The sequence below is a fragment of the Roseateles sp. P5_D6 genome, from assembly GCF_054049415.1.
The window spans coordinates 252,156-274,538 of sequence record NZ_JBFUMK010000006.1; the positions used below are offsets into that span (position 1 = coordinate 252,156).

Annotated in this window: 21 protein-coding genes; 12 read left to right on the forward strand and 9 right to left on the reverse strand. The window is 68.7% G+C overall.

Annotated features, from left to right (window positions below; genetic code table 11):
- Positions 1-20: 20 nt before the first annotated feature.
- Genes ACXJKM_RS10640 through ACXJKM_RS10650 form a run of 3 tightly spaced genes read left to right on the forward strand, consistent with a single transcriptional unit; the run spans position 21 to position 1,708 of the window.
- Entirely contained in the window at positions 21-908 is an 888-nt protein-coding gene (locus ACXJKM_RS10640; protein WP_457352208.1) for a hypothetical protein, read from the forward strand.
- Between the two features lie 39 nt (positions 909-947).
- Positions 948-1,166: a hypothetical protein gene (locus ACXJKM_RS10645; RefSeq protein WP_056200707.1), complete on the forward strand. Its 219-nt coding sequence runs from the start codon at positions 948-950 to the stop codon at positions 1,164-1,166.
- Complete coding sequence (locus ACXJKM_RS10650; protein ID WP_457352210.1) at positions 1,163-1,708, forward strand: DUF924 family protein; 546 nt, start codon at positions 1,163-1,165, stop codon at positions 1,706-1,708. Before ACXJKM_RS10645 ends, ACXJKM_RS10650 begins: the two co-directional genes overlap by 4 nt.
- On the opposite strand, the gene ACXJKM_RS10655 is transcribed toward ACXJKM_RS10650, so the two are convergent.
- Complete coding sequence (locus ACXJKM_RS10655) at positions 1,705-1,995, reverse strand: hypothetical protein (protein WP_457352212.1); 291 nt, start codon at positions 1,993-1,995, stop codon at positions 1,705-1,707. The genes ACXJKM_RS10650 and ACXJKM_RS10655 overlap by 4 nt on opposite strands.
- 158 nt (positions 1,996-2,153) lie before the next feature.
- On the opposite strand from ACXJKM_RS10655, the gene ACXJKM_RS10660 reads away from it, so the two are divergent.
- A complete protein-coding gene (locus ACXJKM_RS10660) occupies positions 2,154-3,884 on the forward strand; it encodes a hypothetical protein (protein WP_457352214.1) in 1,731 nt (576 codons plus the stop codon).
- A gap of 98 nt (positions 3,885-3,982) precedes the next feature.
- Positions 3,983-4,201, forward strand: a complete 219-nt coding sequence (locus ACXJKM_RS10665; RefSeq protein ID WP_056200702.1) for a hypothetical protein — start codon at positions 3,983-3,985, stop codon at positions 4,199-4,201.
- A gap of 48 nt (positions 4,202-4,249) precedes the next feature.
- On the opposite strand, the gene ACXJKM_RS10670 is transcribed toward ACXJKM_RS10665, so the two are convergent.
- The 4 genes from ACXJKM_RS10670 to ACXJKM_RS10685 form a co-directional block, all read right to left on the reverse strand.
- Entirely contained in the window at positions 4,250-6,136 is a 1,887-nt protein-coding gene (locus tag ACXJKM_RS10670) for a phosphoenolpyruvate carboxykinase (GTP) (RefSeq protein WP_457352216.1), read from the reverse strand.
- A 242-nt stretch (positions 6,137-6,378) separates the two neighbouring features.
- Positions 6,379-7,557: an MFS transporter gene (locus ACXJKM_RS10675; RefSeq protein ID WP_457352218.1), complete on the reverse strand. Its 1,179-nt coding sequence runs from the start codon at positions 7,555-7,557 to the stop codon at positions 6,379-6,381.
- 174 nt (positions 7,558-7,731) lie between these two features.
- Positions 7,732-8,847: a YbdK family carboxylate-amine ligase gene (locus ACXJKM_RS10680; RefSeq protein WP_457352220.1), complete on the reverse strand. Its 1,116-nt coding sequence runs from the start codon at positions 8,845-8,847 to the stop codon at positions 7,732-7,734.
- Positions 8,844-10,094, reverse strand: a complete 1,251-nt coding sequence (locus ACXJKM_RS10685) for a cation:proton antiporter (RefSeq protein WP_082532833.1) — start codon at positions 10,092-10,094, stop codon at positions 8,844-8,846. The genes ACXJKM_RS10680 and ACXJKM_RS10685 overlap by 4 nt, the downstream gene beginning before the upstream one ends.
- A gap of 94 nt (positions 10,095-10,188) precedes the next feature.
- Here ACXJKM_RS10685 and ACXJKM_RS10690 point away from each other — a divergent pair, with 94 nt between their 5' ends.
- Both ACXJKM_RS10690 and ACXJKM_RS10695 read left to right on the forward strand, forming a co-directional pair.
- Positions 10,189-10,755, forward strand: coding sequence for an MOSC domain-containing protein (locus ACXJKM_RS10690; RefSeq protein ID WP_457352222.1), 567 nt, complete (start codon positions 10,189-10,191; stop codon positions 10,753-10,755).
- Positions 10,755-11,885, forward strand: a complete 1,131-nt coding sequence (locus ACXJKM_RS10695) for a hypothetical protein (protein WP_457352224.1) — start codon at positions 10,755-10,757, stop codon at positions 11,883-11,885. The genes ACXJKM_RS10690 and ACXJKM_RS10695 overlap by 1 nt, the downstream gene beginning before the upstream one ends.
- A 79-nt stretch (positions 11,886-11,964) precedes the next feature.
- Here the strand turns inward: ACXJKM_RS10695 and ACXJKM_RS10700 are convergent, their stop codons facing one another.
- Entirely contained in the window at positions 11,965-13,047 is a 1,083-nt protein-coding gene (locus tag ACXJKM_RS10700; RefSeq protein WP_457352226.1) for an alkene reductase, read from the reverse strand.
- A gap of 102 nt (positions 13,048-13,149) precedes the next feature.
- Between ACXJKM_RS10700 and ACXJKM_RS10705 the strand changes: the two genes are divergently transcribed.
- Together ACXJKM_RS10705 and ACXJKM_RS10710 are read left to right on the forward strand one after the other, a co-directional pair.
- Positions 13,150-14,016 carry a 23S rRNA (adenine(2030)-N(6))-methyltransferase RlmJ gene (locus ACXJKM_RS10705; RefSeq protein WP_457352228.1) on the forward strand — a complete coding sequence of 289 codons (867 nt, stop codon included), beginning with the start codon at positions 13,150-13,152 and terminating at the stop codon, positions 14,014-14,016.
- Between the two features lie 145 nt (positions 14,017-14,161).
- A complete protein-coding gene (locus tag ACXJKM_RS10710; RefSeq protein ID WP_056200675.1) occupies positions 14,162-15,160 on the forward strand; it encodes a substrate-binding domain-containing protein in 999 nt (332 codons plus the stop codon).
- Here the strand turns inward: ACXJKM_RS10710 and ACXJKM_RS10715 are convergent.
- The 3 genes from ACXJKM_RS10715 to ACXJKM_RS10725 form a co-directional block, all read right to left on the reverse strand.
- Positions 15,157-16,875 carry a M14 family metallopeptidase gene (locus ACXJKM_RS10715; RefSeq protein WP_056200673.1) on the reverse strand — a complete coding sequence of 573 codons (1,719 nt, stop codon included), beginning with the start codon at positions 16,873-16,875 and terminating at the stop codon, positions 15,157-15,159. The genes ACXJKM_RS10710 and ACXJKM_RS10715 overlap by 4 nt on opposite strands.
- Before the next feature lie 107 nt (positions 16,876-16,982).
- Positions 16,983-17,741, reverse strand: a complete 759-nt coding sequence (locus ACXJKM_RS10720) for a LytR/AlgR family response regulator transcription factor (RefSeq protein WP_056200671.1) — start codon at positions 17,739-17,741, stop codon at positions 16,983-16,985.
- Positions 17,738-18,790: a sensor histidine kinase gene (locus tag ACXJKM_RS10725; RefSeq protein ID WP_457352231.1), complete on the reverse strand. Its 1,053-nt coding sequence runs from the start codon at positions 18,788-18,790 to the stop codon at positions 17,738-17,740. The genes ACXJKM_RS10720 and ACXJKM_RS10725 overlap by 4 nt, the downstream gene beginning before the upstream one ends.
- 116 nt (positions 18,791-18,906) lie before the next feature.
- Between ACXJKM_RS10725 and ACXJKM_RS10730 the strand changes: the two genes are divergently transcribed.
- From ACXJKM_RS10730 to pcaF, 3 genes are read left to right on the forward strand one after another with little or no spacing between them, the layout of a single operon-like run.
- The gene (locus ACXJKM_RS10730; RefSeq protein ID WP_457352233.1) at positions 18,907-19,704 is read left to right on the forward strand and encodes an enoyl-CoA hydratase-related protein; all 798 of its coding nucleotides are present in this window, start codon (positions 18,907-18,909) and stop codon (positions 19,702-19,704) included.
- On the forward strand, positions 19,701-21,113 hold the full coding sequence (locus ACXJKM_RS10735; protein WP_457352235.1) for an FAD-dependent oxidoreductase: 1,413 nt from the start codon (positions 19,701-19,703) through the stop codon (positions 21,111-21,113). The genes ACXJKM_RS10730 and ACXJKM_RS10735 overlap by 4 nt, the downstream gene beginning before the upstream one ends.
- Positions 21,110-22,312: a 3-oxoadipyl-CoA thiolase gene (gene pcaF / locus ACXJKM_RS10740; RefSeq protein ID WP_457352237.1), complete on the forward strand. Its 1,203-nt coding sequence runs from the start codon at positions 21,110-21,112 to the stop codon at positions 22,310-22,312. The genes ACXJKM_RS10735 and pcaF overlap by 4 nt, the downstream gene beginning before the upstream one ends.
- The last annotated feature ends 71 nt before the right edge of the window (positions 22,313-22,383 follow it).

Genomic DNA, 22,383 nt, shown 5'->3' on the forward strand with positions numbered 1-22,383 from the left:
GACATCCATGGAGCCCGCTCATGAACACGTCCAAACTCTGCCTCATTGCCGCCGCCCTGATGCTGGCCGGCATGGTCCACGCCGAGGAGGTGGCACCGAATGCCGACAAACGCGCCGTCAACCTCGCCGTGCAGCGCGATGGCCAGCGCAATCAGAGCGCGGCGGCGGCGGTCAGCCTGCCCGTGGGTGAGCGCGCCTGGGTGCAACTGGGCGCCGGCCAGTCGCGCAGCCACGACCTGGCCAGTGGCAACAGCGTCAAGCCCCGGCAGGTCGCGGTCGGTGGTGGCGTGGCCGGCAAGGCCTGGCAGGCCAGTGTGAACGCCAGCCAGCGCCGCGACGGTGAGCGCCTGCGCCAGACGGACCTGGCTACAGCGGTGGACTGGCGGCCGGCGGAGGGCGTCAACGTCGGTGTCGATGCGGTGAAGCGCAGTGCCCGTGCGCGGGGCACGGTGGCGTCAAGCGGCGGCGCGGCCACGCCGGTCGAGCAGCGCCTGCGGGGCCATGGCGTGGGCGTGCACGGCGCGGTGGCGGTCACGCCGCGCCTGAGCGTCTACGGCGCCGTCATGCGCAACCGCTACACGACGAGCACGACGCAAGCGACGAACAGCGGCGGCCTGCTGGCCGGTGTGCCGCTGCTGGGCAATCGCGTGACGGCCATCAACCGCGACGAAGCGGCGCTGGACCGCAGCCACCAGCTCGGCGCCACCTACCGCGTCAGCGAGCGCGTGGCGCTGAACGGCGAGGTGATGCAGGACCGGCTGCACGATGGCGGCAACCTGCGCAGCGTGCAGATGAAGGCAGCCATCGCCGCGGGGGCTGGCTGGACCGTCACGCCAGGCGTCGGCCGCAGCCGCGGGCCCCAGGGAGGCGTGAACTACGGGTTGCTGGGGGCGAGCTACGCGTGGTGAGGCTCTAAGCTTGGGTCTTCACCCCATGGAAGCCCTGTTATGAACTTCGCCAAGATCGTCGGCGTACTCCTCCTCATCGCCGGCGCCGCCAGCCTGGCCACTGGCGGTTTCAGCTACACCAAGGACAGCACCGTCGTGAAGCTCGGGCCGCTGGAGTTGTCGGCCAAGCAGAAGGAGGAAGTCAATCTGCCGGTGTGGCTGGGCGTGGGCGCGATTGCGGTCGGCGGCTTGCTGCTGGTGTTTGGCGGGCGCAAATGAGGGCCACGCCTGACGACATCCTTCGCTTCTGGTTCCAGGAGATCAAGCCTGCGCAGTGGTGGACGGTGGACACCGCTTTCGACGAGCTGGTCCGCACGCGCTTCGGCGCCCTGCATGAACAGGCCAAACGCTGCGAACTCTTCGCCTGGCGCGCGGTGCCCGAAGGTCGGCTCGCCGAGGTCATCGTGCTGGACCAGTTTGCCCGCAACATCCACCGCGGCACGCCCGGCGCCTTCGCGGCCGATCCGCTGGCCCTCGCGCTGGCGCAGGAGGCCGTCGCTGCCGGTGCCGACCTGGCCCTGCCGGTCGAGCAGCGCGCCTTCCTCTTCATGCCCTATATGCACAGCGAATCCGCCGTCATCCACGCGGCGGGCGAGCCGCTGATGAAGGAACGCGCGCCGCAGGGCACGCACGACTTCGAGCTCAAGCACAAGGCCATCATCGACCGTTTCGGGCGCTACCCGCACCGCAACACCATCCTTGGCCGCGCATCGACGGCCGAGGAGGAAGCCTTCCTGAAGCAGCCGGGATCGAGCTTCTAGACGTCGAGCTGGTAGACCGTCGCGGCCGCGCGCTCCTCGGCGCTGTGGCCGGCGAGGGCCTTGTTCCATTCGGGGCCGGAAGCGCCCGTCGACGACGACGCGTTGCGCGTCATCACGGCGACCTCTTCGGTGCCCGCATCGAATTCGCCGACCTGCTCGCGGCTGTCCAGAAAGAGCTTGGCGACCGGGCCGCCGCTTGACGCGATGACGATCAGGTAGCGGGAGACCTGGCGGTGCTCCTGCTGGTTGTGCCGTGATGGCAATTCGTGACCGAAGCCCTGGCTCATCTGGCCTCCTCGCCTGGTTGCAGGCTGCTCAAGTGCCGCCATTGTGCGCCGCCCGCCGCCGCAGTAACCCTGAAGACCAGGCGGCCTGGACATGATCCAATATGCGAATTGGAACCGATTCCAAACAGCGGCAACCAGAGACCTGGCGAGGAAGAGACATGCAGTGCAAGCGAGCGATGGTGGCCGTGCTGGCCGTGGGGTTGGCGGCTCCGGCTCTGGCGGTTGAGGTGCCGGACTTCGGCCCCAACGTGCATGTCGTCGACCCGGCGACGCCGGGCCTGCAGGCGCTGATCGACGGCATCTACGCCGCCCAGCAGCCCAACCATTTCGGCCCGCGCCGCGACGCCATCCTGCTCAAGCCGGGCACCTACCAGGACTTGCGCATTCCGGTGGGCTTCTACACGCATGTGCTGGGCCTGGGCGAGCATCCCGACGACGTCCACGTCATCGGCGACCTGCGCTCAACGGCCTTCCTGGATGGCGACAACGCGACGCAGAACTTCTGGCGCGGTGCCGAGAACTTCGCGGTCACGCCGACGCTGGGCATCGGCGACAACACCATGCAATGGGCCGTGTCCCAGGCCATCCCGTTCCGCCGCATGCATGTGCGCGGCAACATCCGCCTGAATCAGAACAAGGGCTGGGCCAGCGGCGGCTGGTTCTCGGACGTGCTGGTGGACGGCCAGGTCAACTCGGCCACGCAGCAGCAATGGATCTCGCGCAACAGCCAGTGGGGCAGCTGGACGGGTTCGAACTGGAACATGGTTTTCGTCGGCGTGGCTGGCGCACCCGACGGCGAATTTCCGACGCCGGGCCAGCGCTTCACCAAGATTGCGAAGACGCCGCTGGTGCGCGAGAAGCCCTGGCTCTTCATCGATGCCAAGGGGCAGTACGCCGTGCGAGTGCCTGCCTTGCGGCGCGACAGCGCGGGCATCTCGTGGGCGAATGGCGCCGTGGCGCCCGGCAAGACGCTGCCCATCGGCCAGTTCTTCATCGCCAAACCCGGCGACACAGCGGCGACGCTGAACGCCCAGCTGGCCGCCGGCAAGCACCTGCTGTTCACGCCGGGTGAGTACCTGTTGACGCAGACGCTGCAGGTGAAGCGTTCCGGCACGGTGGTGTTGGGCATCGGCTTCCCGACGCTGCGCTCGGACAACGGCCAGCCGCTGGTGAAGACGGCGGACATGGACGGGCTGACGATCTCGGGCCTGTTCCTCGACGCCGGCAAGCAGGACTCTGGCGTGCTGATGGAGGTGGCGCCGGCCGGCTCAAGGAAGCGTCACAAAGCCGACCCCATCGTGCTGCACGACCTGTTCTTCCGCATCGGCGGCGCGGCGGCCGGGCAGGTGGACACGGCCTTGCGCATCAATGCGCATGACACCCTGGTCGACCACACGTGGATCTGGCGCGCTGACCATGGCGAGGGTGTCGGCTGGACCAGCAACCCGTCCGCCCACGGCCTGTGGGTCAACGGCAAGGACGTGACCATCTATGGCCTTTTTGTCGAGCACTTCCAGAAGGAGCAAGTCGTCTGGCAGGGCAATGGCGGGCGCGTCTACTTCTACCAGTCCGAGATCCCGTATGACCCGCCCACGCAAGGCGAGTGGACGAATGCAGCGGGTGCCCGCGGCTATGCGGCCTACAAGGTGGCCGACACCGTGACGCGCCACGAGGCCTGGGGCCTGGGGGTCTACAGCGTCTTCCTGAAGCCCGACGTCTTGCTGGACCGCGCCATTGAAGTGCCTCGGGCGCCTGGTGTGCGCTTCCACCACATGATCACCGTCTGCCTGGTGGACAAGGGCAGCATCGAGCGCGTCATCAACGACGCGGGCGACCCGGCGCGCTGCCAGGGCGGCAGCAATACGGCGACGCTGAAGGACTATCCCTGAGGTGTCGGCGTCGTCCGACAGTGCATCGCGCTGTCGGACACTGTTTGTCACATGCTGCCGACCTTAGCCTGGGCCCATCTCAAACCAAGGAGAGCGCCATGGGTGCCACCAAGATCATCGCCATCCTGCTGCTCGTCATCGGCGCGGCCAGCCTCGCAATGGGCGGCTTCAGCTACACCAAGGACAAGACCGTCGTGAAGCTCGGCTCGCTGGAGGTCTCGGCCAAGGAGAAGGAAACGGTCAATGTGCCGGTATGGCTGGGCGTGGGCGCCATCGCCATCGGCGGCCTGCTGCTGGTGTTCGGCAGCCGGAGATAAAAACGGGCGCCCGAAGGCGCCCATGCTGATGCTGCCGAAGAGAAACGGTCAGCCCGCCTCTTTCGCGAGGCGCTCTTCGATGCGCGCCTTGACGGCCGGCAGCGCGGCGGGCAGGTGGAAGGCGAGCTGCGCAAAAAGCTCGTCGTGCAGTTTCATCTCGGCCTGCCATTCGGCCGCGTCGATGCGGGTGACGGTGTCGAACTTCTCCGGAGAAAAGTCCAGGCCATCCCAGTTCAGGTCGGTGTAGCCGGGCGTCACGCCGAACACGTGTTCCTCGCCACCGCCCGTGCCTTCCAGGCGGTCCAGCATCCACTTCAGCACGCGCATGTTCTCGCCGTAGCCGGGCCAGACGAACTTGCCGTCGGCGCCCTTGCGGAACCAGTTGACGCAGTAGATGGCGGGCAGCTTGGCGCCCGCGGCTTCAAGCTTGGCGCCCAGGTCCAGCCAGTGCTGGAAGTAGTCGGCCATGTTGTAGCCCATGAAGGGCAGCATGGCGAACGGGTCGCGGCGCACGATGCCCTGCTGGCCGGCGGCAGCGGCCGTGGTCTCGCTGCCCATGGTCGCGGCCATGTAGACGCCCTCTGTCCAGTCGCGCGCCTCGGTCACCAGCGGCACGGTGGTGGAGCGACGGCCGCCGAAGATGAAGGCGTCGATGGCGACACCGGCGGGGTTGTCCCAGTTGGCGTCCAGCGCCGGGTTGTTGGTCGCAGCCACAGTGAAGCGGGCGTTCGGGTGAGCGGCCTTGGCGCCGGTTTCCTTGGCGATCGCAGGCGTCCAGTCCTTGCCCTGCCAGTCGATGGCGTGGGCGGGCGGTGTGTCCGTCATGCCTTCCCACCAGACGTCGCCGTCGTCGGTCAGCGCCACGTTCGTGAAGATCACGTCGCGCTCCAGGCTGTCCATGCAGTTGGGGTTGGTGTGCGAGTTGGTGCCCGGGGCGACGCCGAAATAGCCGGCCTCGGGGTTGATGGCGTAGAGCTTGCCGTCGGCGTGGGGCTTGATCCAGGCGATGTCGTCGCCGATGGTGGTGATCTTCCAGCCGTCGAAGGCGGCAGGCGGGATCAGCATGGCGAAGTTGGTCTTGCCGCAGGCGCTCGGGAAGGCGGCGGCGACGTGGTACTTCTTGCCCTGCGGGCTTTCCACTCCCAGCACCAGCATGTGCTCGGCCAGCCAGCCTTGGTCGCGGCCCATGGTGGACGCGATACGCAGCGCGAAGCACTTCTTGCCCAGCAGCGCGTTGCCGCCGTAGCCCGAGCCATAGCTCCAGATCTCGCGCGTTTCAGGGAAATGGACGATGTACTTGGTCTTGTTGCAGGGCCAGCTCACATCGGCCTGGCCTTCTGCCAGCGGTGCGCCCACGGTGTGCACGCAAGGCACGAAGTCGCCATCCGTGCCCAGCAGCTCGATGACGGCGCGGCCCATGCGCGTCATGGTGCGCATGTTGACGGCGACATAGGGGCTGTCGCTCAGTTCCACGCCGATGTGGGCGATCGGACTGCCCAGCGGCCCCATGCTGAAGGGCACCACGTAGAGCGTACGGCCGCGCATGCAGCCCTTGAAGAGGGCCGGGGTTCCGTCAGCTTGACCGGTCTGCAGCAAACTGCGCATCTCGGCCGGGGCCATCCAGTTGTTGGTCGGGCCGGCGTCTTCCTTCTTGGCGGAGCAGATGAAGGTGCGGTCCTCGACGCGGGCGACGTCGCTGGGGTCGGAATTGGCCAGGTAGCTGCCGGGGCGCAGCTCGGGGTTGAGTTTCTTGAAGGTACCGGCGGCGACGAGCTGATCGCACAGCCGCTGGTATTCATCGGCGCTGCCGTCGCACCAATAGACGTCGGCGGCCTCCGTGAGGGCCGCGATCTCGGCCACCCAGGCAATCAGCCGGGCGTTTTTGACATAGGCGGGCAGGTTCAGCCGCAGCCCCTGCATGGCGGGTTGGTTCATGGCGAAAGCTCCAATCATGGGAATGTGTTTGGGGCAGCTGGCGAGCTGGCCCAAGCACACCGAACCTGAGGAGGTGGATTGTCGAATCCAATGTAATCACGCCGTAACCACCGGGATCGGTGGGGGTCATGCAAAACAGGAATAACACCATGCCAGCGCGGCCGCGCGGCTCACGGCGGTGGCGAAGTGGGGCTAGGGTTTGCGCGAAGAGTGCGTGAAACTTGACGCAACTTCCTGGGTCGTCAGCCCTCGAGTCGCGTACCCAGCCGCCCCAGCACCAGCAACGCCACGGTGGCCGTCAAAGCAGCAAGGCCGGCCAGGCCTACCAGGCCGAAGCGATCCGCCAGCGCCGCGAACAGCGGCGGGCCACTGACCGAGCCCAGGTTGCCCAGTTGCACCAGCACGCCGGAAGCGCGAGCCTGCTGGGCCGGGGTGGGGTTGAGCTGCGGGATCAATGTGGACGCCGCGCCGCCGCCCAGGCCGGCGCAGGTCAACGTCAGCAGTGCCAGCGCCTCGGTGGGTGCGCCCATGAGCGCCGCTCCGGTCAGCGCCAGTGCCGCAGCGCCAAAAGCCAGGTACGCCAGGCGCACCAGCTTCAAGCCGCCCTCGAAGCGCCGCGCGGCCCATCCTGCAGCCAGCGTGCCCGCTGTGGCCGTCAGCGGCAGCACCGTGTGAAAACCGCCCTGACCCTGGCCGCTGAAGCGGGGCACGAAGGTGATCAGCGCGATCGTCGGGAAGGCATAGAAGAAGAACGCCAGGCCGGGCAGCGCGGTGCGCAGGTCGGCATAGACCTCGCGGTGCAGGGCCAGCACACCGGCTCGCGCGCCCGCCATGACCGGCGCGGGCGCCGCACGAACGTCGGCCACCCACAGCCGCACCGCCAGCGCCGCCAGGGCCAGCAACATTGCATGCCCGGCGAGGGTCTCGCGCGGCGCCAGGCCCTGGGGCAGCAGGCGATCCAGCCCGGCCAGCACGGCGAAGGCCAGGCCCACCACCGTGGCCCACAGGCCCATGACGGCGGTGCGGTGTGGCGGCGCGCAGGCGTGGATCAGCAGCGTCGGCGTGGCTACCATGATGGCCAGATGGGCCGCGCCTTCGGGCACACGGCTGGCCCAGAACAGGCCGAAAGGCGGCAGCAACGCTTGCAGAGCCGACAGCAAGGCGCCGCCGCCCAGGCCGATCAGCAGCAGGCGGCGATAGCCCACCCGCGGCGCGAGCCAACCCGCCACGACGCCGCACAGCAGGCCCACCACGCCGACGGTCGACAGCAGCAGGCCCATGCCCGCGGGCGATGCGTTGTAGACCGCTTGCAGCCGCGCGAACTCAATGGAAATCTTGGCGAACTGGCCGCCGGCCAGCACGCCGCAGGCGCACAGCAGCAGCACGATGGCCCAGCGGGTGCGGGCGGGGGTGTCGGTCATGAGGGGTGGTTGCGAAGAGCAGCTGCGATGTTGCCAGCTGTCATGAGAAGCACCTTGGCCGGCCGCACCAATTGAGCGGCAGCGTTCGCCCGGCCAGCGCAGATCCGCTACGGCACCGCGCGTCCGCTGTTCGGTCTGCAATGGCGAGCCGCCGCTCGCTGCGAGCGCCGGCGCTCAGCCATGCCAGCGTTTGGCCGCCCGCCTCACCACTTCGGGCAACAGGTGGTTCTCGGCCTCGACGCGCCGCAGCCAGGATGCGTCGTTGCCAATGCCGTTGATCTCGCGGCGCATGTATTGCAGCGCGGCTTCCGCGTGCAGGTCACCGGCGTGGGTGTCCAGCTTGGTCAGCACATGGATCAGGTCGTCGCGCAGCACGCGGTGGTCACCGGTCTCGGGATCGACGAAGGTGCCGTCCAGGCCGAAGCGGCAGGCCTGGAAGCGGTTGAAGGTGTAGGGCAGGTAATCGTCTTCGCTGAGCTTGAACGGTTTCTCCACCGTGATCCAGCGCGCCAGGCACTGGATGAAGCCGGCCAGGGCCGCCGCCTTCTCGATGGTCAGCGGTGTGTCAAGCACGCGGACTTCGATGGTGCCGAACTCGGGCTTGGGGCGGATGTCCCAGTAGAAGTCCTTCATGCCCGAGACAACGCCGGTGCGGGTCATCTTGGCGAAGTAGGCCTCGAAGTCGGTCCAGGTTTGCACGAACGGCGCACGGCCCGACAGCGGGAAGGCGAAGACCGAGTTCAGGCGTGCCGAATCGAAGCCGGTGTCCTCGCCCTGCACAAACGGAGACGATGCTGCCAGCGCGATCAGGTGGGGGATGAAGCGGCTCATGCCGTGCAGCAGCACCAGGGCTTCGTCGGCGCTCGGGCAGCCGATATGCACGTGCTGGCCGAAGATGGTGAACTGCTTGGACAGGTAGCCGTACAGCGACGACAGCTCGTGAAAGCGCGGCGTCTCGAAGATGCGCTGGCGCTTCCAGTGCTGGAAGGGGTGGGTGCCGCCGCCGCACAGGCTCACGTCCAGCTTTTCGGCACAGTCCACCAGCGCGTCGCGGATCTGGCCCAGCTCCGACAGCACCTGGCCGAAGCCCGTGCAGACGCCGGTGGCCAGCTCGATCATGCTGCTGGTGATCTCGGGCTTCACGTCGCCCGGGATGCTGCGTTTTTCCATCAGCCGCATCAGGTCACCCGAGACAGGCGCGAGGTCGTAGTCGTCGCTGTTGACGATCTGCAGTTCGAGCTCGACACCGAGGGTGAGCGGCTGCGATTTGGAGAAATCACCCAGGCTCATTCAACGGCCTCCTTGTTGCGTGGGACGCGCTTGGGCGCAGGCGGCAGCTCGCCGGCCAGGCGCAGCGCGAACTGCACGGCGATGGGGCCGATCAGTTCCAGCACGGCGATGCTGGCCAGGATGATGGGTACGGCGCCGGCAGCCAGTTCCGGCTCGGCGCGCATCAGCTCGCTGAGCATGACCAGGGCGGTCGCGGACAGCGGCGTCATCGTGATCGATAGCGCCAGGCCCTGGCGCCAACTGGCCTTGGCCATGGGCGCCAGCGCCACGATGGCCACGGTCTTGGCGATGAAGCGGGCTGCCAGCAGCGCCAGCGCGGCGAAGCCGCCGGCGACGAGGATCTTGGGCGACCAGGCCGAGCCGACGATGACGAAGAGCATCAGCACCAGCGCCCCGCCCGAGGTGCCGAAGTGACGCGGCCAGACCCAGGGCCGGTCGCTGGTGTTGCGCAGCAGCAGGCCCGCCAGCAGCGGCATCAGCAGCGTCGACACGCCGATGGCGCGCGCGGCGACGATGGCGAAGGCGACCAGGCCGAACAGCAGCAGCACGGCGCTCTCATTGCGCAGGTCCAGTCGCCGCGCGACGAGGTAGACGGCGCCCGCCAGCAGCGCGGCCAGCCCCAGTGTCGTCAGCAGCGAGATCGCCAGGCCAGCGAGCGCCTGCGACAGGCTGCCGCCGTCGTCGGCCGCCCACCAGGTGCGCATCAGGATCAGCGCGACAACGGCGTACAGCGTGTTCAAGGCCGTCAGCAACGAAGCCCGCTGCGTGACTTGACCCGCAGCCCCCAATTCCATCGCGACGCGGCCGGACACGGCGGCGGGTGCCGGCATGGCCAGGATGGCGCAGGCGATGGCCGTCTGCCAACTGAGATCAAACAGGCGCAGTACGAAAGCCACCGCCAGTGCACTGAGCAGGGCTTCGGCCAGGCTGGTCAGCGCCAGGCCAGGGTTGCGGACCAGCCAGCGCAGGTGCACGCGGCTGCCGATCTCGAACAGCAGCAGGCCCAGGGCCAGGTCGGTCACAGTCTGGGCCGCGCCGGCCAGCGGCATCGCAACGCCGTGGCCGAAGGCAGCGGCCACGCAGCCTGCCAATGTGTAGCCGACCACGCGCGGCAGCCGCGTCGTCGCGGCGATGAATTCGCCGGCCAGAGCGCCGGCCAGCAGCACGCCAACGACGAACATCAGCGCGCTGGACGGAGGAACGGCCAAGCCGGCCCAGACCCGCGCGCCGGTGTCTAGTGCATTCATAGGCTCTCCCTAAAAGTTTTGGCCGAAGCCTAGACGCACGGTCGGCGCGCCCTTGTAGGCCGACATGCCGAAAGCCTCCTGGACAATGGCCGCCATGCAAGTCGTCAGCGTGAACACCGCCCGCGTCGAACACTTTGTTGCGACCTCGGGCCAGGTACTGGATTCGGCCATTCGCAAGCGCCACTGCCAGGGGCCCGTCGATGTCCGGCCCCTGGGCCTGGACGGCGACGAGCAGGCCGACCTGAGCGTGCACGGCGGCTTGAGCAAGGCCGTCTATGCCTACCCCCAGGAGCACTACGCTTTCTGGCAGACGGTGCGCGGCCAGGCCAAGGTGGAAGGCGCGCTGCAGCCGGGGGATTGCGGCGAGAACCTGACGTTGACGGGCCTGCTGGAAAGCAGGGTCTGGATCGGCGATGTGCTGCGCTTCCCGGACTGCGAGCTCGTCGTGTCCGAGCCGCGCTACCCCTGCTTCAAGTTCAACGCGCACATGGGCTTCAACCAGGCCGCCAAGCTGATGGCGCAGAGCGGCTACTGCGGTTTCTACCTCGCCGTGAAGCGGGAGGGCTCGATCACGGCCGGCGAGAGCTTCGAGCTGATCGCAGGCCCACGCGAGGTGGGCATCGTCGAGCTCTTCAAGGCAAAAATGAAGAAGAAGGGCTAATGCGGCGCCGGCTGCTGTTGGCCGTGGCAGGGTTGGCGCCCGTTGCCGCCTATGCCGGCCCGGTGCTGCAGGTCGGACCCAGGCGCGCTGTCAAGTCGCTGGCCGCCGCGGCCCGCCAAGCGCGTGACGGCATGCTCGTCGAGGTCGATGCGGGCGAGTACGTGGCCGATGTCGCCACTTGGCCCCAGCACGGGCTGACGCTGCGTGCCGTCGGCGGCCGCGTGAAGCTGGTCGCGGCCGGCGCCCACGCGCAGGGCAAGGGCCTGTTCGTGACGACCGGCCGGCGCCAGCGCATCGAAGGCTTCGATTTCACCGGCGCCGCGGTGCCCGATCGCAACGGCGCCGGCATCCGTGTCGAGGCCGGTTCACTGACGCTGGTGGACTGCACCTTCAGCGACAACGAGAACGGCGTGCTGACCGCCAACGTTGAGGCCATCGAGCTCGACATCGTCGACTGCGACTTCGGCCCCATCCTGCCGCGCGAGGGCAAGACGCACAACCTCTACGTCGGCGCCATCAAGCGCCTGGCCGTGACCGGCAGCTACTTCCACCACGGCCTGCACGGCCATCTGCTGAAGAGCCGCGCGGCCCTCAACCACATCCTCTACAACCGCCTGTCCGACGAGATCGGTGGCCGCGCGAGCTATGAGCTGGAGTTCCCCAACGGCGGCGTCGCCGTCGTCATGGGCAACCTCATCATGCAGAGCTCGACGACGGAGAACCCGCACGTCATTTCCTTCGGCGTCGAGGGTGCGAAATGGGAAAAGCAGGCCCTCTACCTCGTCAACAACACGCTGGTGGACCAACTGCCCAGCGGCGGCATCTGGTTGCGCGTGACGCCGCCGCAGGCCGAGGTCGTGCTGGCCAACAACCTGCTCGTCGGCGGCCCCCAGCTCGCGGCCGAGGGGCATTGGACGCGGCGCGCCAACTTCCACGCCGACTGGGATGAGTTCGTGCGCGCGGCGCGCGACGACTACCGGCTCAAGCCCGATTCGTCAGTGCGCGGCAAGGCTGCCGACGCGGGCGAGGGGGGCGGCTTGAAGCTCGCGCCTTCGCGCGAATACCGCCACTCTCACACCAGCCAGGCCCTCAACGGGCCGGCGCGCCACCCCGGCGCTTTCCAGTCCTGAGGGCGTTGAAGCCGGCCATCAGGTCATTGGCGTCGTCGCAGCTCGGCACCGGCACGCCGCCATATCGGCGGCGTATGGGTCAGGCGCGCTTCAGCACCGGGTAGTCCGTGTAGCCCTCGGCACCGCCGCCGTAGAAAGTCTCCTTCTGCGGCGCGGCCCAGGGCAGGTCGCCGCGGATGCGCTCGACGAGGTCGGGGTTGGCGATGAAGGGCCGGCCGATGGCCACCGCGTCCGCCTTGCCGCTGGCGACGGCGTCCAGGGCCATGGTGCGGTCGTAGCCGTTGTTGGCGATATAGGGGCCGTTGAAGCGGCGGCGCAGCTCGGCGTAATCGAAGGGCGCGACGTCGCGTGCGCCGCCGGTGGCGCCTTCCACCACCTCCAGGAAGGCCAGCTTCAGCGGCGCGAGCTGGTTGGCCACGTAGTTGAAGAGAGCCTGCGGATTGCTGTCCTGGCCGATGTCGTTGCTCGGCGTGACCGGGCTCAGGCGCAGCGCCGTGCGGCCGGCGCCGATGGTGCCGGCCACCGCCGTCATGACCTCGATCAGCAGGCGGGCGCGGTTCTCGATGGAGCCGCCGTATTCATCGTTGCGGTCGTTGGCGCTGTCACGCAGGAACTGGTCGAGCAGATAGCCGTTGGCGCCGTGGACCTCGACGCCGTCAAAGCCGGCGGTGATGGCGTTCTTGGCGGCCTGCACATAGTCAGCGATCAGCTGCGGGATCTCATGCGTGGCGAGTGCCCGCGGCGCGTCGGTGGGCACCAGTTCGCCATAGGCCGCATAGGTCTTGGTCTTGGCGGCGCGGTTGGTGGACGACACCGGCTGCTGGCCGCCAGGCTGCAGGCTGTTCACCGAGATGCGGCCCACATGCCAGAGCTGCACGACGATCTTGCCGCCTTCGGCATGCACCGCGTCCGTCACCTGCTTCCAGGCGGCGATCTGCTCGGGCGTGTGGATGCCCGGCGTGTCGAAATAGCCCTGGCCATCGGGGCGGATCTGGGTCGCCTCGGTGATCAGCAGGCCGGCGCCGGCGCGCTGGCGGTAGTACTCGACGTGGAGGTCGTGCGGGGTCTGGCGGGTGGCGCGGTTGCGCGTCAGCGGCGCCATGACGACGCGGTTGGCCAGGTGGATGTCGCCGAAGCGGACGGGGTCGAAGAGGGTAGGCATGGCGGTGAAATAGGGCCGGTAAGGATGGTTGCAAGTCTGGCCGGGGCCGACTTTCCCCGTCCCGGTGGGGTTGATGGCGGATGTGTTAGCGACAATCGCGCCATGCTCGCCTACCGCCACGCCTTCCATGCCGGCAACCATGCCGACGTCCTCAAGCACCTCGTGCTGACGCGCGTGCTGCGCTACATGGCTGAGAAAGACAAGCCCTACACGCTGATCGACACCCATGCAGGCGCCGGTGGCTACTCGGTCGAAGGCCGCTATGCGCAGAAGAAGGGTGAGTACGCCGAAGGCGTCGTCAAGCTCTACGACCGCAAGGACCTGCCCGCACCGCTGGCCGACTACCTCGACCTGGTGCGCGCCTTCAACCCCGGCGGCCAGCTGCGCCAGTACCCGGGCTCGCCGGCCATCGCCAACATGCTGATGCGCGAGACCGACCGGCTGCGCGTCTACGAGCTGCACTCGACCGACCACCGCATCCTGGCCAGCTACCTCGACGGCCGCGCGCAGACGCAGGTGCGCGACACCGACGGCTTTGCCGCTATCAAGGCCGAGCTGCCCTCGCCCACCCGCCGCGCCGCGTTGCTGATGGACCCGTCCTACGAGATCAAGAGCGACTACGGCAAGGTGCTCGCGGCGCTGCGCGAGGCGCTGGAGCGGGCGGCCGACACCGTCGTCATGATCTGGTACCCGCAGCTGCAGCTGCTGGAGTCGAGCCAGCTGGCCGCACGACTGAAGGGCAGCGCGGACGCGAACGCCAAGAAGGGCTGGCTGCATGTCCGCCTGACCGTGGCCGCACCCGCCGACCGCCCGGACGGCAAGGGCCTGGGCATGCTGGGCAGCGGCATGTTCATCGCCAACCCGCCTTTCACGCTGCACGACGAGCTGGCCGAATGCCTGCCCGTGCTGGTCGAGCGCCTGGGCCAGTACGACGGTGCGAACTACGTGCTGGAACAGAAGGTGGCATGAGTGCCGCGCCGGGCCGCCCCAAGCAAGCTCGCTCCCGCCTGGCGGGAGTGAGCCCGGACTTGGGATGCCCAGTGGGCATCCCATGCCTGGCGAACGCCTGGACGCGCTGTCGGCCAGGCAAGGCCGTAGGCCGAAGGGTGCACCAATGACGACGGAGTCCAAGCCCGTCACGATGGAGCAGATCGCCGCTCTGGCCGGCGTCTCCACGATCACGGTTTCGCGCGCGCTGCGCGACAGCCCCTCGGTCACGCCGGCCACGCGCGAGCGCATCAAGACGCTGGCGGAAGCCGCCGGCTACCGCTTCAACCACCATGCGCGCAACCTGCGGCTGCGCCGCAGCCACATGGTCGCCGTCATGCTGGAGATGCAGCCCGACACCGACCGTCCCATGACCGACGCCTACCCGCTGCAGCTGCTCGGCGGCATCACCCAGGAGCTGACCTCGCGCGGCTACAGCGTGCTGCTGTCGGCCCTGCAAAGCCCCGGCCAGGGCATGGCGGCGTCCGCCGACGGCCTCATCCTGCTGGGCCAGGGCGCCAACGGCTCGGCGGTGAAGTCGGCTGCGGCGATGGGCCTGCCGATGGTGGTGTGGGGAGCCGAGCATGGCCGCGGCGACTCGGTCGTGGTCGGCGGCGACAACGCCCATGGCGGCGCTTGTGCGGCCGAGCGCCTCATCACACTGCAGCGGCGCGAGCTGCTCTTCCTCGGTGACGTGCGCCATGCCGAGATCCGCGACCGCCAGCAGGGCTTCGCCAAGGCGCTGAAGAAGGCCGGCCTCAAGACCCAGACGTTGACGCCGGCGGCCTTCACCTTCGGCGCCGGCTTCACGGCCGTGCAGGCCCATCTCGCCAACCTGGGTCGAGGCGGCAAGGCGCCCGACGGTCTGTTCGCCGCCAGCGACCTGCTCGCCATGGGCGCTGTGCGCGCCTTCACCGACGCCGGCCTGGCTGTGCCTGATGCGGTCTCGGTGATCGGCTATGACGACTCGCCCGCCGCCCAGAGCTTTGCGCCGCCGCTGACCAGCGTGCGCCAGGACTGGCATCACGGCGGCGTGCTGCTGGCGCGCAAGGTGCTGGACCTGATCGGCGGCCAGGCCGCCGCCAGCGAGATCATGCCGACCGAACTGGTCGTTCGCAGTACTTAGTCCAGCACCACCTCCGTCCTCACCACCCCTGCCCGCTCCGCACTCGCCGACAGCGCCAGCCGCGTCCCCACCGGCGCTCGCACCACCCACTCCGCCACTGCGCGGTCGCCCGTGGGCTGCTTGTTGAACAGGAAGGCCAACTGGCTCTGCTTGGGCGCGTGGCCTTCGAGCTGCGGGCCTTCCATGCGCTCCTTGCCGTTGACGAGGCTGATGGCCGGGTCGCCGCTGGGCATGTGGATCTCGAACATGACGCCGCGCACCGCCTTGCGCTCCAGGGCCCGCTGCGTCACATAGGCCGGCAGATAGCCGGCGTTGGCCACGGCCATGCGCACCCGCCACATGTCGGGACCGAGTGCTCGCACCTCGGTGCGGATCAGCTCCAGCTTGGGCAGGCTCATGGCGATCTGCGTCATCCAGGCCGGGAAGCGCGCCGCCTCGCGCTCGCGCAGGGCCGGCGGCGGGTTGCGCCAATAGTTCATCTTGTCCCAGCCGCCGATCTCCACGGAACCCAGCTGCGGATGCTGGAAGGGCGTCCATTCGACATGGGCCTTGCCGCCGCATTGCTCGTCGCTCCACTTCAGCAGCTTGACGTCGTCCTCCACCGGATGCTGTCGGTACCAGTCGATGAACTTCTTGACCTCGAGGCCGGCCTCCTTGCTTGGCGACCACAGCTCGACGACCCAGAACAGCGCGCCCAGGTGCTCGTAGACCCAGTCCTGGGTGCCGGTGATGACGTCCTTGGGGTGGTAGCGGAAATCCTCGTAGATGCTGACGGCGGGGTAGCCCGTGTGCTTCTCGCCCAGGGCCGAGAAGTTCTGGAACAACCACAGGTCCTCGGGCGTCATGTCGTTGTCGCTGCGGGTGCCGCAGGGGCGCAGGATGACGCCGCTGTGCGTGTGATAACTGATGGCCGCGCCGATGTTGGGATGCTGGGTGATGAAGTCCACCATGGCCCGCACCTCGGGCTCGCTGGTCGGGTAGGGGCCGGCACCGAGCTGTTGGAACTCCTGGCGCCATTCGCCGGGGAAGTTGCGGTTCAGGTCCAGGCCTTCGCGGTCGGCGTTGACCTTGACCGTCAGCCCGTCGTGGTTCTTGATGAAGCCCTCGGGGATGAGGCGGTAGTACTCGCCGCCCTGCTCGCCGGGCTCGCGCGCCACCATCAGCCGCGGGTCGCCCGCGTGCTTCTTGTAGCCGCCATGGGGGTCCGGCACGCGCATGGTCAGGATGCGGCCGTCGCCATCGACGTCCTCGATGGTCAGGCCGTCGACGGCCTCTTCGGTGTAGGGATAGGGTCGGGTCGAGCTGCGGATATGGCGCGGCCGGTCGGCCAGGGCCAGCTCGGCACCGTCGGGGTTCAGGCGCGGCACGATGTAGAGGGTGCGCGTGTCCAGCAGGCGGTTGATCTGCTGGGCCTCGGCCGACGTGCCGCCGTGCTCCTTCAGCAGGTGGTGCACGTAGTAGAGGCAGGTCGTCGACGCGGTCAGCTCGGCCGCATGGATATTGCCGTCGATCCACATCGCCGGCTTGTCGATGTCCATGCCGCTGGCCAGGTTCGTGACGACGATGACCCAGATGTCGCGGCCCTCGTAGCTCTTGCCGATCGAGCGCACCGACACCAGGTTGGGGCGGGCTTCGGCGTAGGCGAACAGCAGGGCCGTCAGCTCGTCGTAGCGGTAGAAGTGGTCGAAGCGCGGGTTGGGCAGCGGCAGGGGCATGGCAGCGGTCTGGGAGGGTGACCCCAAGAACTAGGGGCATCTGGAGTGGCGCGGATTGTCTGACTCGACATGACCTGTTCCCCCAGGGTTTGCCCGGGCGACAGCGCTTACTGGCCCTTGAAGAGGGCCTGGAACTGGCGCGACACGGGCAGCTTCTCGTCGCGGCCGCGCAGCGTGACGACCATGCTGCCCTCGTCGATGCGGATGGCGCGCGCGATGCAGCGGCTGTTGACCAGCACGCTGCGGTGGATCTGCCAGAACTGGTCGGGGTCGAGCTGGGTCAGCAGCTCGCGCAGCGGCGTGCGGATCAGCGCGTCGCCGCCGTGGTGGACGACGCGGGTATAGCGGGCATCGGCTTCGAAGTAGACGATCTCGTCGGGCGGTATCAGCTGCACCTCGCGGCCGACGCTGGCCTGGATGGGCCGCGGTGCCGGCTTGTGCGGCACGAGACCAGCCAGCAGGCGCTGCAGGGCCGCCGTGTCGGGCGCCGGCTGGGCGATGCGGGCACGCAGGCGGGCGAGGGTCTGGGCCAGGCGCATGTCGTCCACGGGCTTGAGCACATAGTCCACCGCGCCGGCATCGAAGGCCGCCAGGGCCTGGTCGTCGAAGGCGGTCACGAAGACGATCAGCGGCGGTGCGGCCAGCGCCGACAGGCGGCGCGCCACCTCCAGACCGGTCAGGCCGGGCATGCGGATGTCGAGGAAGGCGATGGCCGGCTCATGGGCCAGGCAGTCGTCCCAGGCCTCGGCGCCATTCATGCTGGCAGCGACGATGTCCAGCTCGGGCCAGAGGCGGGTGAGCGCCGCGCGCAGCTGCTCGCGCGGGGCTTCCTCGTCGTCGGCGATCAGGGCGGTCGTGGGGTTCATAGGGTCAGGGTGGCGACGCAGCCGGGATGGGCATCGGCCAAGGTCAATGTGGCGGTGGGGAAGGCGGCAGCCAGGCGGCGGCGGGTGTTGGACAGGCCGATGCTCTCGGTCCAGCCGGGCGCGAGGCCGGGGCCGTCGTCGCTGATGGTCAGCACAAGGCGGCCGGCCTCCTGGCGTGCAGCGATCTCCAGGTGGCCGCCGCGCAGCTGCGGCTCGATGCCGTGGGCGATGGCGTTCTCCACCAGGGTCAGCACGATGCCGGGTGGAAGTTCAGCGTCCAGGTGGGCTGGCACGTCGATGCTGAAGGCCAGCCGCGCGCCCAGCCGCGCCTGCATGATGGTCAGGTAGCGACGCACCATCTCGGCCTCGTCGGCCAGCGGCTGCAGCTCGCGCTCGAACATCGGCAGCGTGGCACGCAGATAGGCCGTGAAGTCACGCAGCAAGGGCGCGGCGCGGGCGTCGCCGGTGTCCACCCAATGCTGCAGCGAAGCCAGCGTGTTGAACAGGAAATGAGGCTGGATCTGGGCGGCGGCCAGGCGGGTCTGCAGGCGCAGCGCGGCGTCCTGGTCGGCCAGCTCGCGCAGCCGGGCCTCGATCTGCTGCACGCGGAACACCGTCAGCATCCACCAGGCGCTGAGCACGCCGGTCATGGCCGCGATGAGGGTGACGTTCTCGCGCATGACCCAGTCACGTTCTCCGTGGCGAATCAGGCCCACCGCGACGACGAGCACCATCAGGGCGGTGCCGTAGCAGTACAGATTCAGCCGCCGGCGCGTCGGGTGGCGCCACAGCGAACGTGACGCCATCAGCGTCACCGTGGCCAGGCAGCACCAGAAGCCCCACCACATCAACGCAGAGACCCAGCTGGTGCCTTGCCGCGTGAACAGCAGGGCCGGCAACATCGTGAGGAGGTTCAGCGCCACATAGCTGTCCACCGCCACGGGCCAGGGCTGCATGCCGGCCTGGGCCATTTCGTCCCGCGTGAACACCCGCAGTGGCCCGGGGTAGAACCACTGGCGGCAATGCAGGTTGTCAAGCAAGGAAGGCATGGCAGGCGAGTCTAGGTGGCGTGCCGCTCAGGGCGTCCCGGCATGCGGCGAATGGCAGGTCCGCTCGCATGAATGGTTTTCCCGACCGATCGGTCGGGAAAGTGCAAAATGCCGGCATGCCACCATGGACAGCCCTTGACCTGCAGCGCCGCGACGACGGCGTGGCCGTGCTGACGATGAACCGTCCGGCCGTGTTCAATGCCTTCGATGAGACGCTGATCGCCGAGCTCGACGCGGCTTTTGCGCTGCTCGGCGACGACGCCGGCGTGCGCGTCGTCGTGCTGGCTGGCTCGGGCAAACATTTCAGCGCCGGCGCGGACCTGCAGTGGATGCAGCGCGCGGCCGCGGCGTCGCAGGACGACAACCTCGCCGATGCCCGCCGCTTCTCCGCCATGCTGGCGCGTATTGCCGAGACCCCGAAGCCGACCATCGCCCGAGTGCAGGGTGCGGCACTCGGCGGCGGCGTCGGCCTCGTCTGTGCCTGTGACATGGCGGTCGCGTCCGACGCCGCGAGCTTCGCGGTCAGCGAGGCCCGCATGGGCATCCTGCCCGCGGTCATCGGCCCGCATCTTGTCAATGCCGTCGGCCTGCGCGAGGCGCGGCGGCTGGCGCTGATGGCCTGCCGCATCGGCGCCGACGAGGCGCTGCGCGTTGGCCTTGTGCAGCGCGTCGTGCCGGCAGAAGGCCTGGACACCGCCGTCGATGCCCTCGTGGCCGACCTGCTCGCCTGCGGCCCGCAGGCGCAGGCCGAGATCAAGCAGCTCTATGCACGCCTGGCGCCCGGCCCGGTCACGGCCGAGGTGCGCGAGCTGACCGCTCAAACCATTGCCCGTGTGCGCACGACAGCCGAGGCCCGTGAAGGCTTTGCAGCCTTCCTCGGCAAACGCAAGCCCAACTGGACTGCCCCCGAATGACCTTGAACAATTCGCGCATCCTCGTCGTCGGCGCTGGCCTGATGGGCGCCGGCATTGCCCAGGTGGCCGCCCAGGCCGGCCATGAAGTGGCGCTCTTTGACGCCCGCCCCGGTGCCGCCGAGGCCGCCAAGAGCAAGCTCTCGGCCATGCTGGACGGCCTGGTCACCAAGGGCAGGCTGACGGCCGATGCCGCGCAGGCAGCGCTGGCGCGCATCACACCGGTCGAGGCCTTGGCACCGGCCGATCTCGTCATCGAGGCCATCATCGAGAACCTCGACGTCAAGCGCGCGCTGTTTGCTGAACTGGAAGCGCTGCTGCCGCCCGAGGCCGTCATCGCCACCAACACCTCGTCTATCTCGGTGACGGCGCTGGCGCGCGGCATGCAAAAGCCCGAGCGCCTTGTCGGCATGCACTTCTTCAACCCGGTGCCGTTGATGAAGCTGGTCGAGGTGGTGTCAGGCCTGGGCACGTCGCCCGAGGTCGCGCAGGCCGTCTTCGACCTCGCCGGCCGCTGGGGCAAGACGGCGGTGCACACGCGCTCCACGCCCGGCTTCATCGTCAACCGCATCGCCCGGCCGTATTACGCCGAGACACTGATGCTGCTGCAGGATCGCGCCGCGGCGCCCGAGCTCATCGACGCGGTCCTCCGAGCCGCGGGCTTCCGCATGGGGCCCTGCGAGCTGATGGACCTGATCGGCCACGACACCAACTTTGCCGTGACCCACTCGGTCTTCGCGGCCAACTTCTTTGATCGCCGCTTCACGCCGTCGCTGGTGCAGCAGGAGTTGGTCGACGCCGGCTTCTTCGGCCGCAAGAGCGGGCGGGGCTTTTACCGCTACCCCGAGGGCGCGCCGACCCTGCCGGCCGTCAGCATTGCGCCGCCGCGGGCGGCCCGTCTCGTTGTGCATGGCCGTGGCGCCCTGGCTGAGCGCTTCGTGGCCAATCTGCCCGAGGCCGTGCGTGAACTGGACAGCGACTGGGTCGGCCTGGCCGTCGACGGCCGCCAACTGCGTCTGACCGACGGCCGTCGCGCTCGCGACTTCGGTCCGGGCACGGCCGTTTTCGATCTGCCACTGGCGCCGACCGGCGACATCGCTTATGCCGGCGACGCTCAGACCGCCGAATGGCTGACCCGCCTGGGCCTGGTGCCGCGCGCCGTGGCTGACCTGCCAGGCCTCGTCGTCGCGCGCACCATCGCCATGCTGATCAACGAGGCGGCGGATGCCGTCGCCCAGGGCGTCTGCGACGAGGCCGGCGCCGATGCGGCCATGAAGCTGGGCGTCAACTACCCGGCCGGGCCCTTCGAATGGCTGGCCTTCTGGGGCTCGGCACCGGTCGCCGCGCTGCTGAACCGACTCGATCACCACTATCGCGGCGAGCGCTATCGCGTGAGCCCCTATCTCAAATGAATCAAGCCTTCATCTGCGACGCGATTCGCACGCCCTTCGGCCGCTACGGCGGCGCGCTGTCCTCCATCCGCACCGATGACCTCGGGGCGCTGCCGATCAAGGCGCTGATGGCGCGCAATGCGAATGTCGACTGGGCTCAAGTGGCCGATGTCATCTACGGCTGTGCCAACCAGGCTGGCGAGGACAACCGCAACGTCGCCCGCATGGCCGCGCTGCTGGCCGGCTTGCCGGTGGATGTGCCTGGCAGCACGGTCAACCGCCTGTGCGGCTCGGGCCTGGACGCCATCGGCACCGCCGCACGCGCCATCCGCGCCGGTGAGGCCGGGCTGATGATCGCCGGCGGCGTCGAGAGCATGAGCCGCGCGCCCTTCGTGATGCCCAAGGCCGAGTCGGCCTTCAGCCGCGCCAACGCCGTCTATGACACGACGATCGGCTGGCGCTTCATCAACAAGCAGATGAAGGCGCAGTACGGCGTCGACGCCATGCCCGAGACGGCGGAGAACGTGGCCGCCGATTTCGGCATCGAGCGCGAGGCCCAGGACCGCATGGCGCTGGCCTCGCAGATGAAAGCCATCGCGGCGCAGAAGCGCGGCTTCTTCGAGCGCGAGATCGTGCCGGTGGACGTGCCGCAGAAGAAGGGCGACCCGCTGCGCGTGGTGCTGGACGAGCACCCGCGCGAGACCAGCATCGAAGCGCTGGCCAAGCTCAAGGGCGTGGTCAAGCCCGACGGATCGGTGACGGCTGGGAATGCCAGCGGCGTCAACGACGGCGCCTGCGCGCTGTTGCTGGCGAGTGAAGCAGAGGCTGCGCGCCACGGCCTCAAGCCTCGCGCCCGCGTCGTCGGCATGGCCACTGCCGGCGTCGCGCCGCGCATCATGGGCATCGGCCCGGCACCGGCGACGCGCAAGGTCATGGCGCTGACGGGCCTGACGCTGGCTCAGATGGACGTCATCGAGCTGAACGAGGCGTTTGCCGCGCAAGGCCTGGCCGTGCTGCGTGACCTGGGCCTGGCGGACGACGATGCCCGCGTGAACCCCAACGGCGGCGCCATCGCGCTGGGCCATCCGCTCGGTGCCAGCGGCGCACGCCTGGTGACGACGGCAATCAACCAGCTCGAGCTGACGGGCGGCCGCTATGCGCTGTGCACGATGTGCATTGGCGTTGGCCAGGGCATCGCGCTCGTGGTGGAACGCGTGTGAGGGATGGCTTGATATCTTTGCGGGCCGAGCGCCGGGCCTGCCATGGGCCAGAGGCCCATGGCCTTCCGTAG

Bases quoted from the DNA above. Each gene is read 5' to 3' on its own strand.
- ACXJKM_RS10640 (WP_457352208.1), top strand. From the start codon at position 21: ATGAACACGTCCAAACTCTGCCTCATTGCCGCCGCCCTGATGCTGGCC.
- ACXJKM_RS10645 (WP_056200707.1), top strand. From the start codon at position 948: ATGAACTTCGCCAAGATCGTCGGCGTACTCCTCCTCATCGCCGGCGCC.
- ACXJKM_RS10650 (WP_457352210.1), top strand. From the start codon at position 1,163: ATGAGGGCCACGCCTGACGACATCCTTCGCTTCTGGTTCCAGGAGATC.
- ACXJKM_RS10655 (WP_457352212.1), bottom strand. From the start codon at position 1,995: ATGAGCCAGGGCTTCGGTCACGAATTGCCATCACGGCACAACCAGCAG.
- ACXJKM_RS10660 (WP_457352214.1), top strand. From the start codon at position 2,154: ATGCAGTGCAAGCGAGCGATGGTGGCCGTGCTGGCCGTGGGGTTGGCG.
- ACXJKM_RS10665 (WP_056200702.1), top strand. From the start codon at position 3,983: ATGGGTGCCACCAAGATCATCGCCATCCTGCTGCTCGTCATCGGCGCG.
- ACXJKM_RS10670 (WP_457352216.1), bottom strand. From the start codon at position 6,136: ATGAACCAACCCGCCATGCAGGGGCTGCGGCTGAACCTGCCCGCCTAT.
- ACXJKM_RS10675 (WP_457352218.1), bottom strand. From the start codon at position 7,557: ATGACCGACACCCCCGCCCGCACCCGCTGGGCCATCGTGCTGCTGCTG.
- ACXJKM_RS10680 (WP_457352220.1), bottom strand. From the start codon at position 8,847: ATGAGCCTGGGTGATTTCTCCAAATCGCAGCCGCTCACCCTCGGTGTC.
- ACXJKM_RS10685 (WP_082532833.1), bottom strand. From the start codon at position 10,094: ATGAATGCACTAGACACCGGCGCGCGGGTCTGGGCCGGCTTGGCCGTT.
- ACXJKM_RS10690 (WP_457352222.1), top strand. From the start codon at position 10,189: ATGCAAGTCGTCAGCGTGAACACCGCCCGCGTCGAACACTTTGTTGCG.
- ACXJKM_RS10695 (WP_457352224.1), top strand. From the start codon at position 10,755: ATGCGGCGCCGGCTGCTGTTGGCCGTGGCAGGGTTGGCGCCCGTTGCC.
- ACXJKM_RS10700 (WP_457352226.1), bottom strand. From the start codon at position 13,047: ATGCCTACCCTCTTCGACCCCGTCCGCTTCGGCGACATCCACCTGGCC.
- ACXJKM_RS10705 (WP_457352228.1), top strand. From the start codon at position 13,150: ATGCTCGCCTACCGCCACGCCTTCCATGCCGGCAACCATGCCGACGTC.
- ACXJKM_RS10710 (WP_056200675.1), top strand. From the start codon at position 14,162: ATGACGACGGAGTCCAAGCCCGTCACGATGGAGCAGATCGCCGCTCTG.
- ACXJKM_RS10715 (WP_056200673.1), bottom strand. From the start codon at position 16,875: ATGCCCCTGCCGCTGCCCAACCCGCGCTTCGACCACTTCTACCGCTAC.
- ACXJKM_RS10720 (WP_056200671.1), bottom strand. From the start codon at position 17,741: ATGAACCCCACGACCGCCCTGATCGCCGACGACGAGGAAGCCCCGCGC.
- ACXJKM_RS10725 (WP_457352231.1), bottom strand. From the start codon at position 18,790: ATGCCTTCCTTGCTTGACAACCTGCATTGCCGCCAGTGGTTCTACCCC.
- ACXJKM_RS10730 (WP_457352233.1), top strand. From the start codon at position 18,907: ATGCCACCATGGACAGCCCTTGACCTGCAGCGCCGCGACGACGGCGTG.
- ACXJKM_RS10735 (WP_457352235.1), top strand. From the start codon at position 19,701: ATGACCTTGAACAATTCGCGCATCCTCGTCGTCGGCGCTGGCCTGATG.
- pcaF (WP_457352237.1), top strand. From the start codon at position 21,110: ATGAATCAAGCCTTCATCTGCGACGCGATTCGCACGCCCTTCGGCCGC.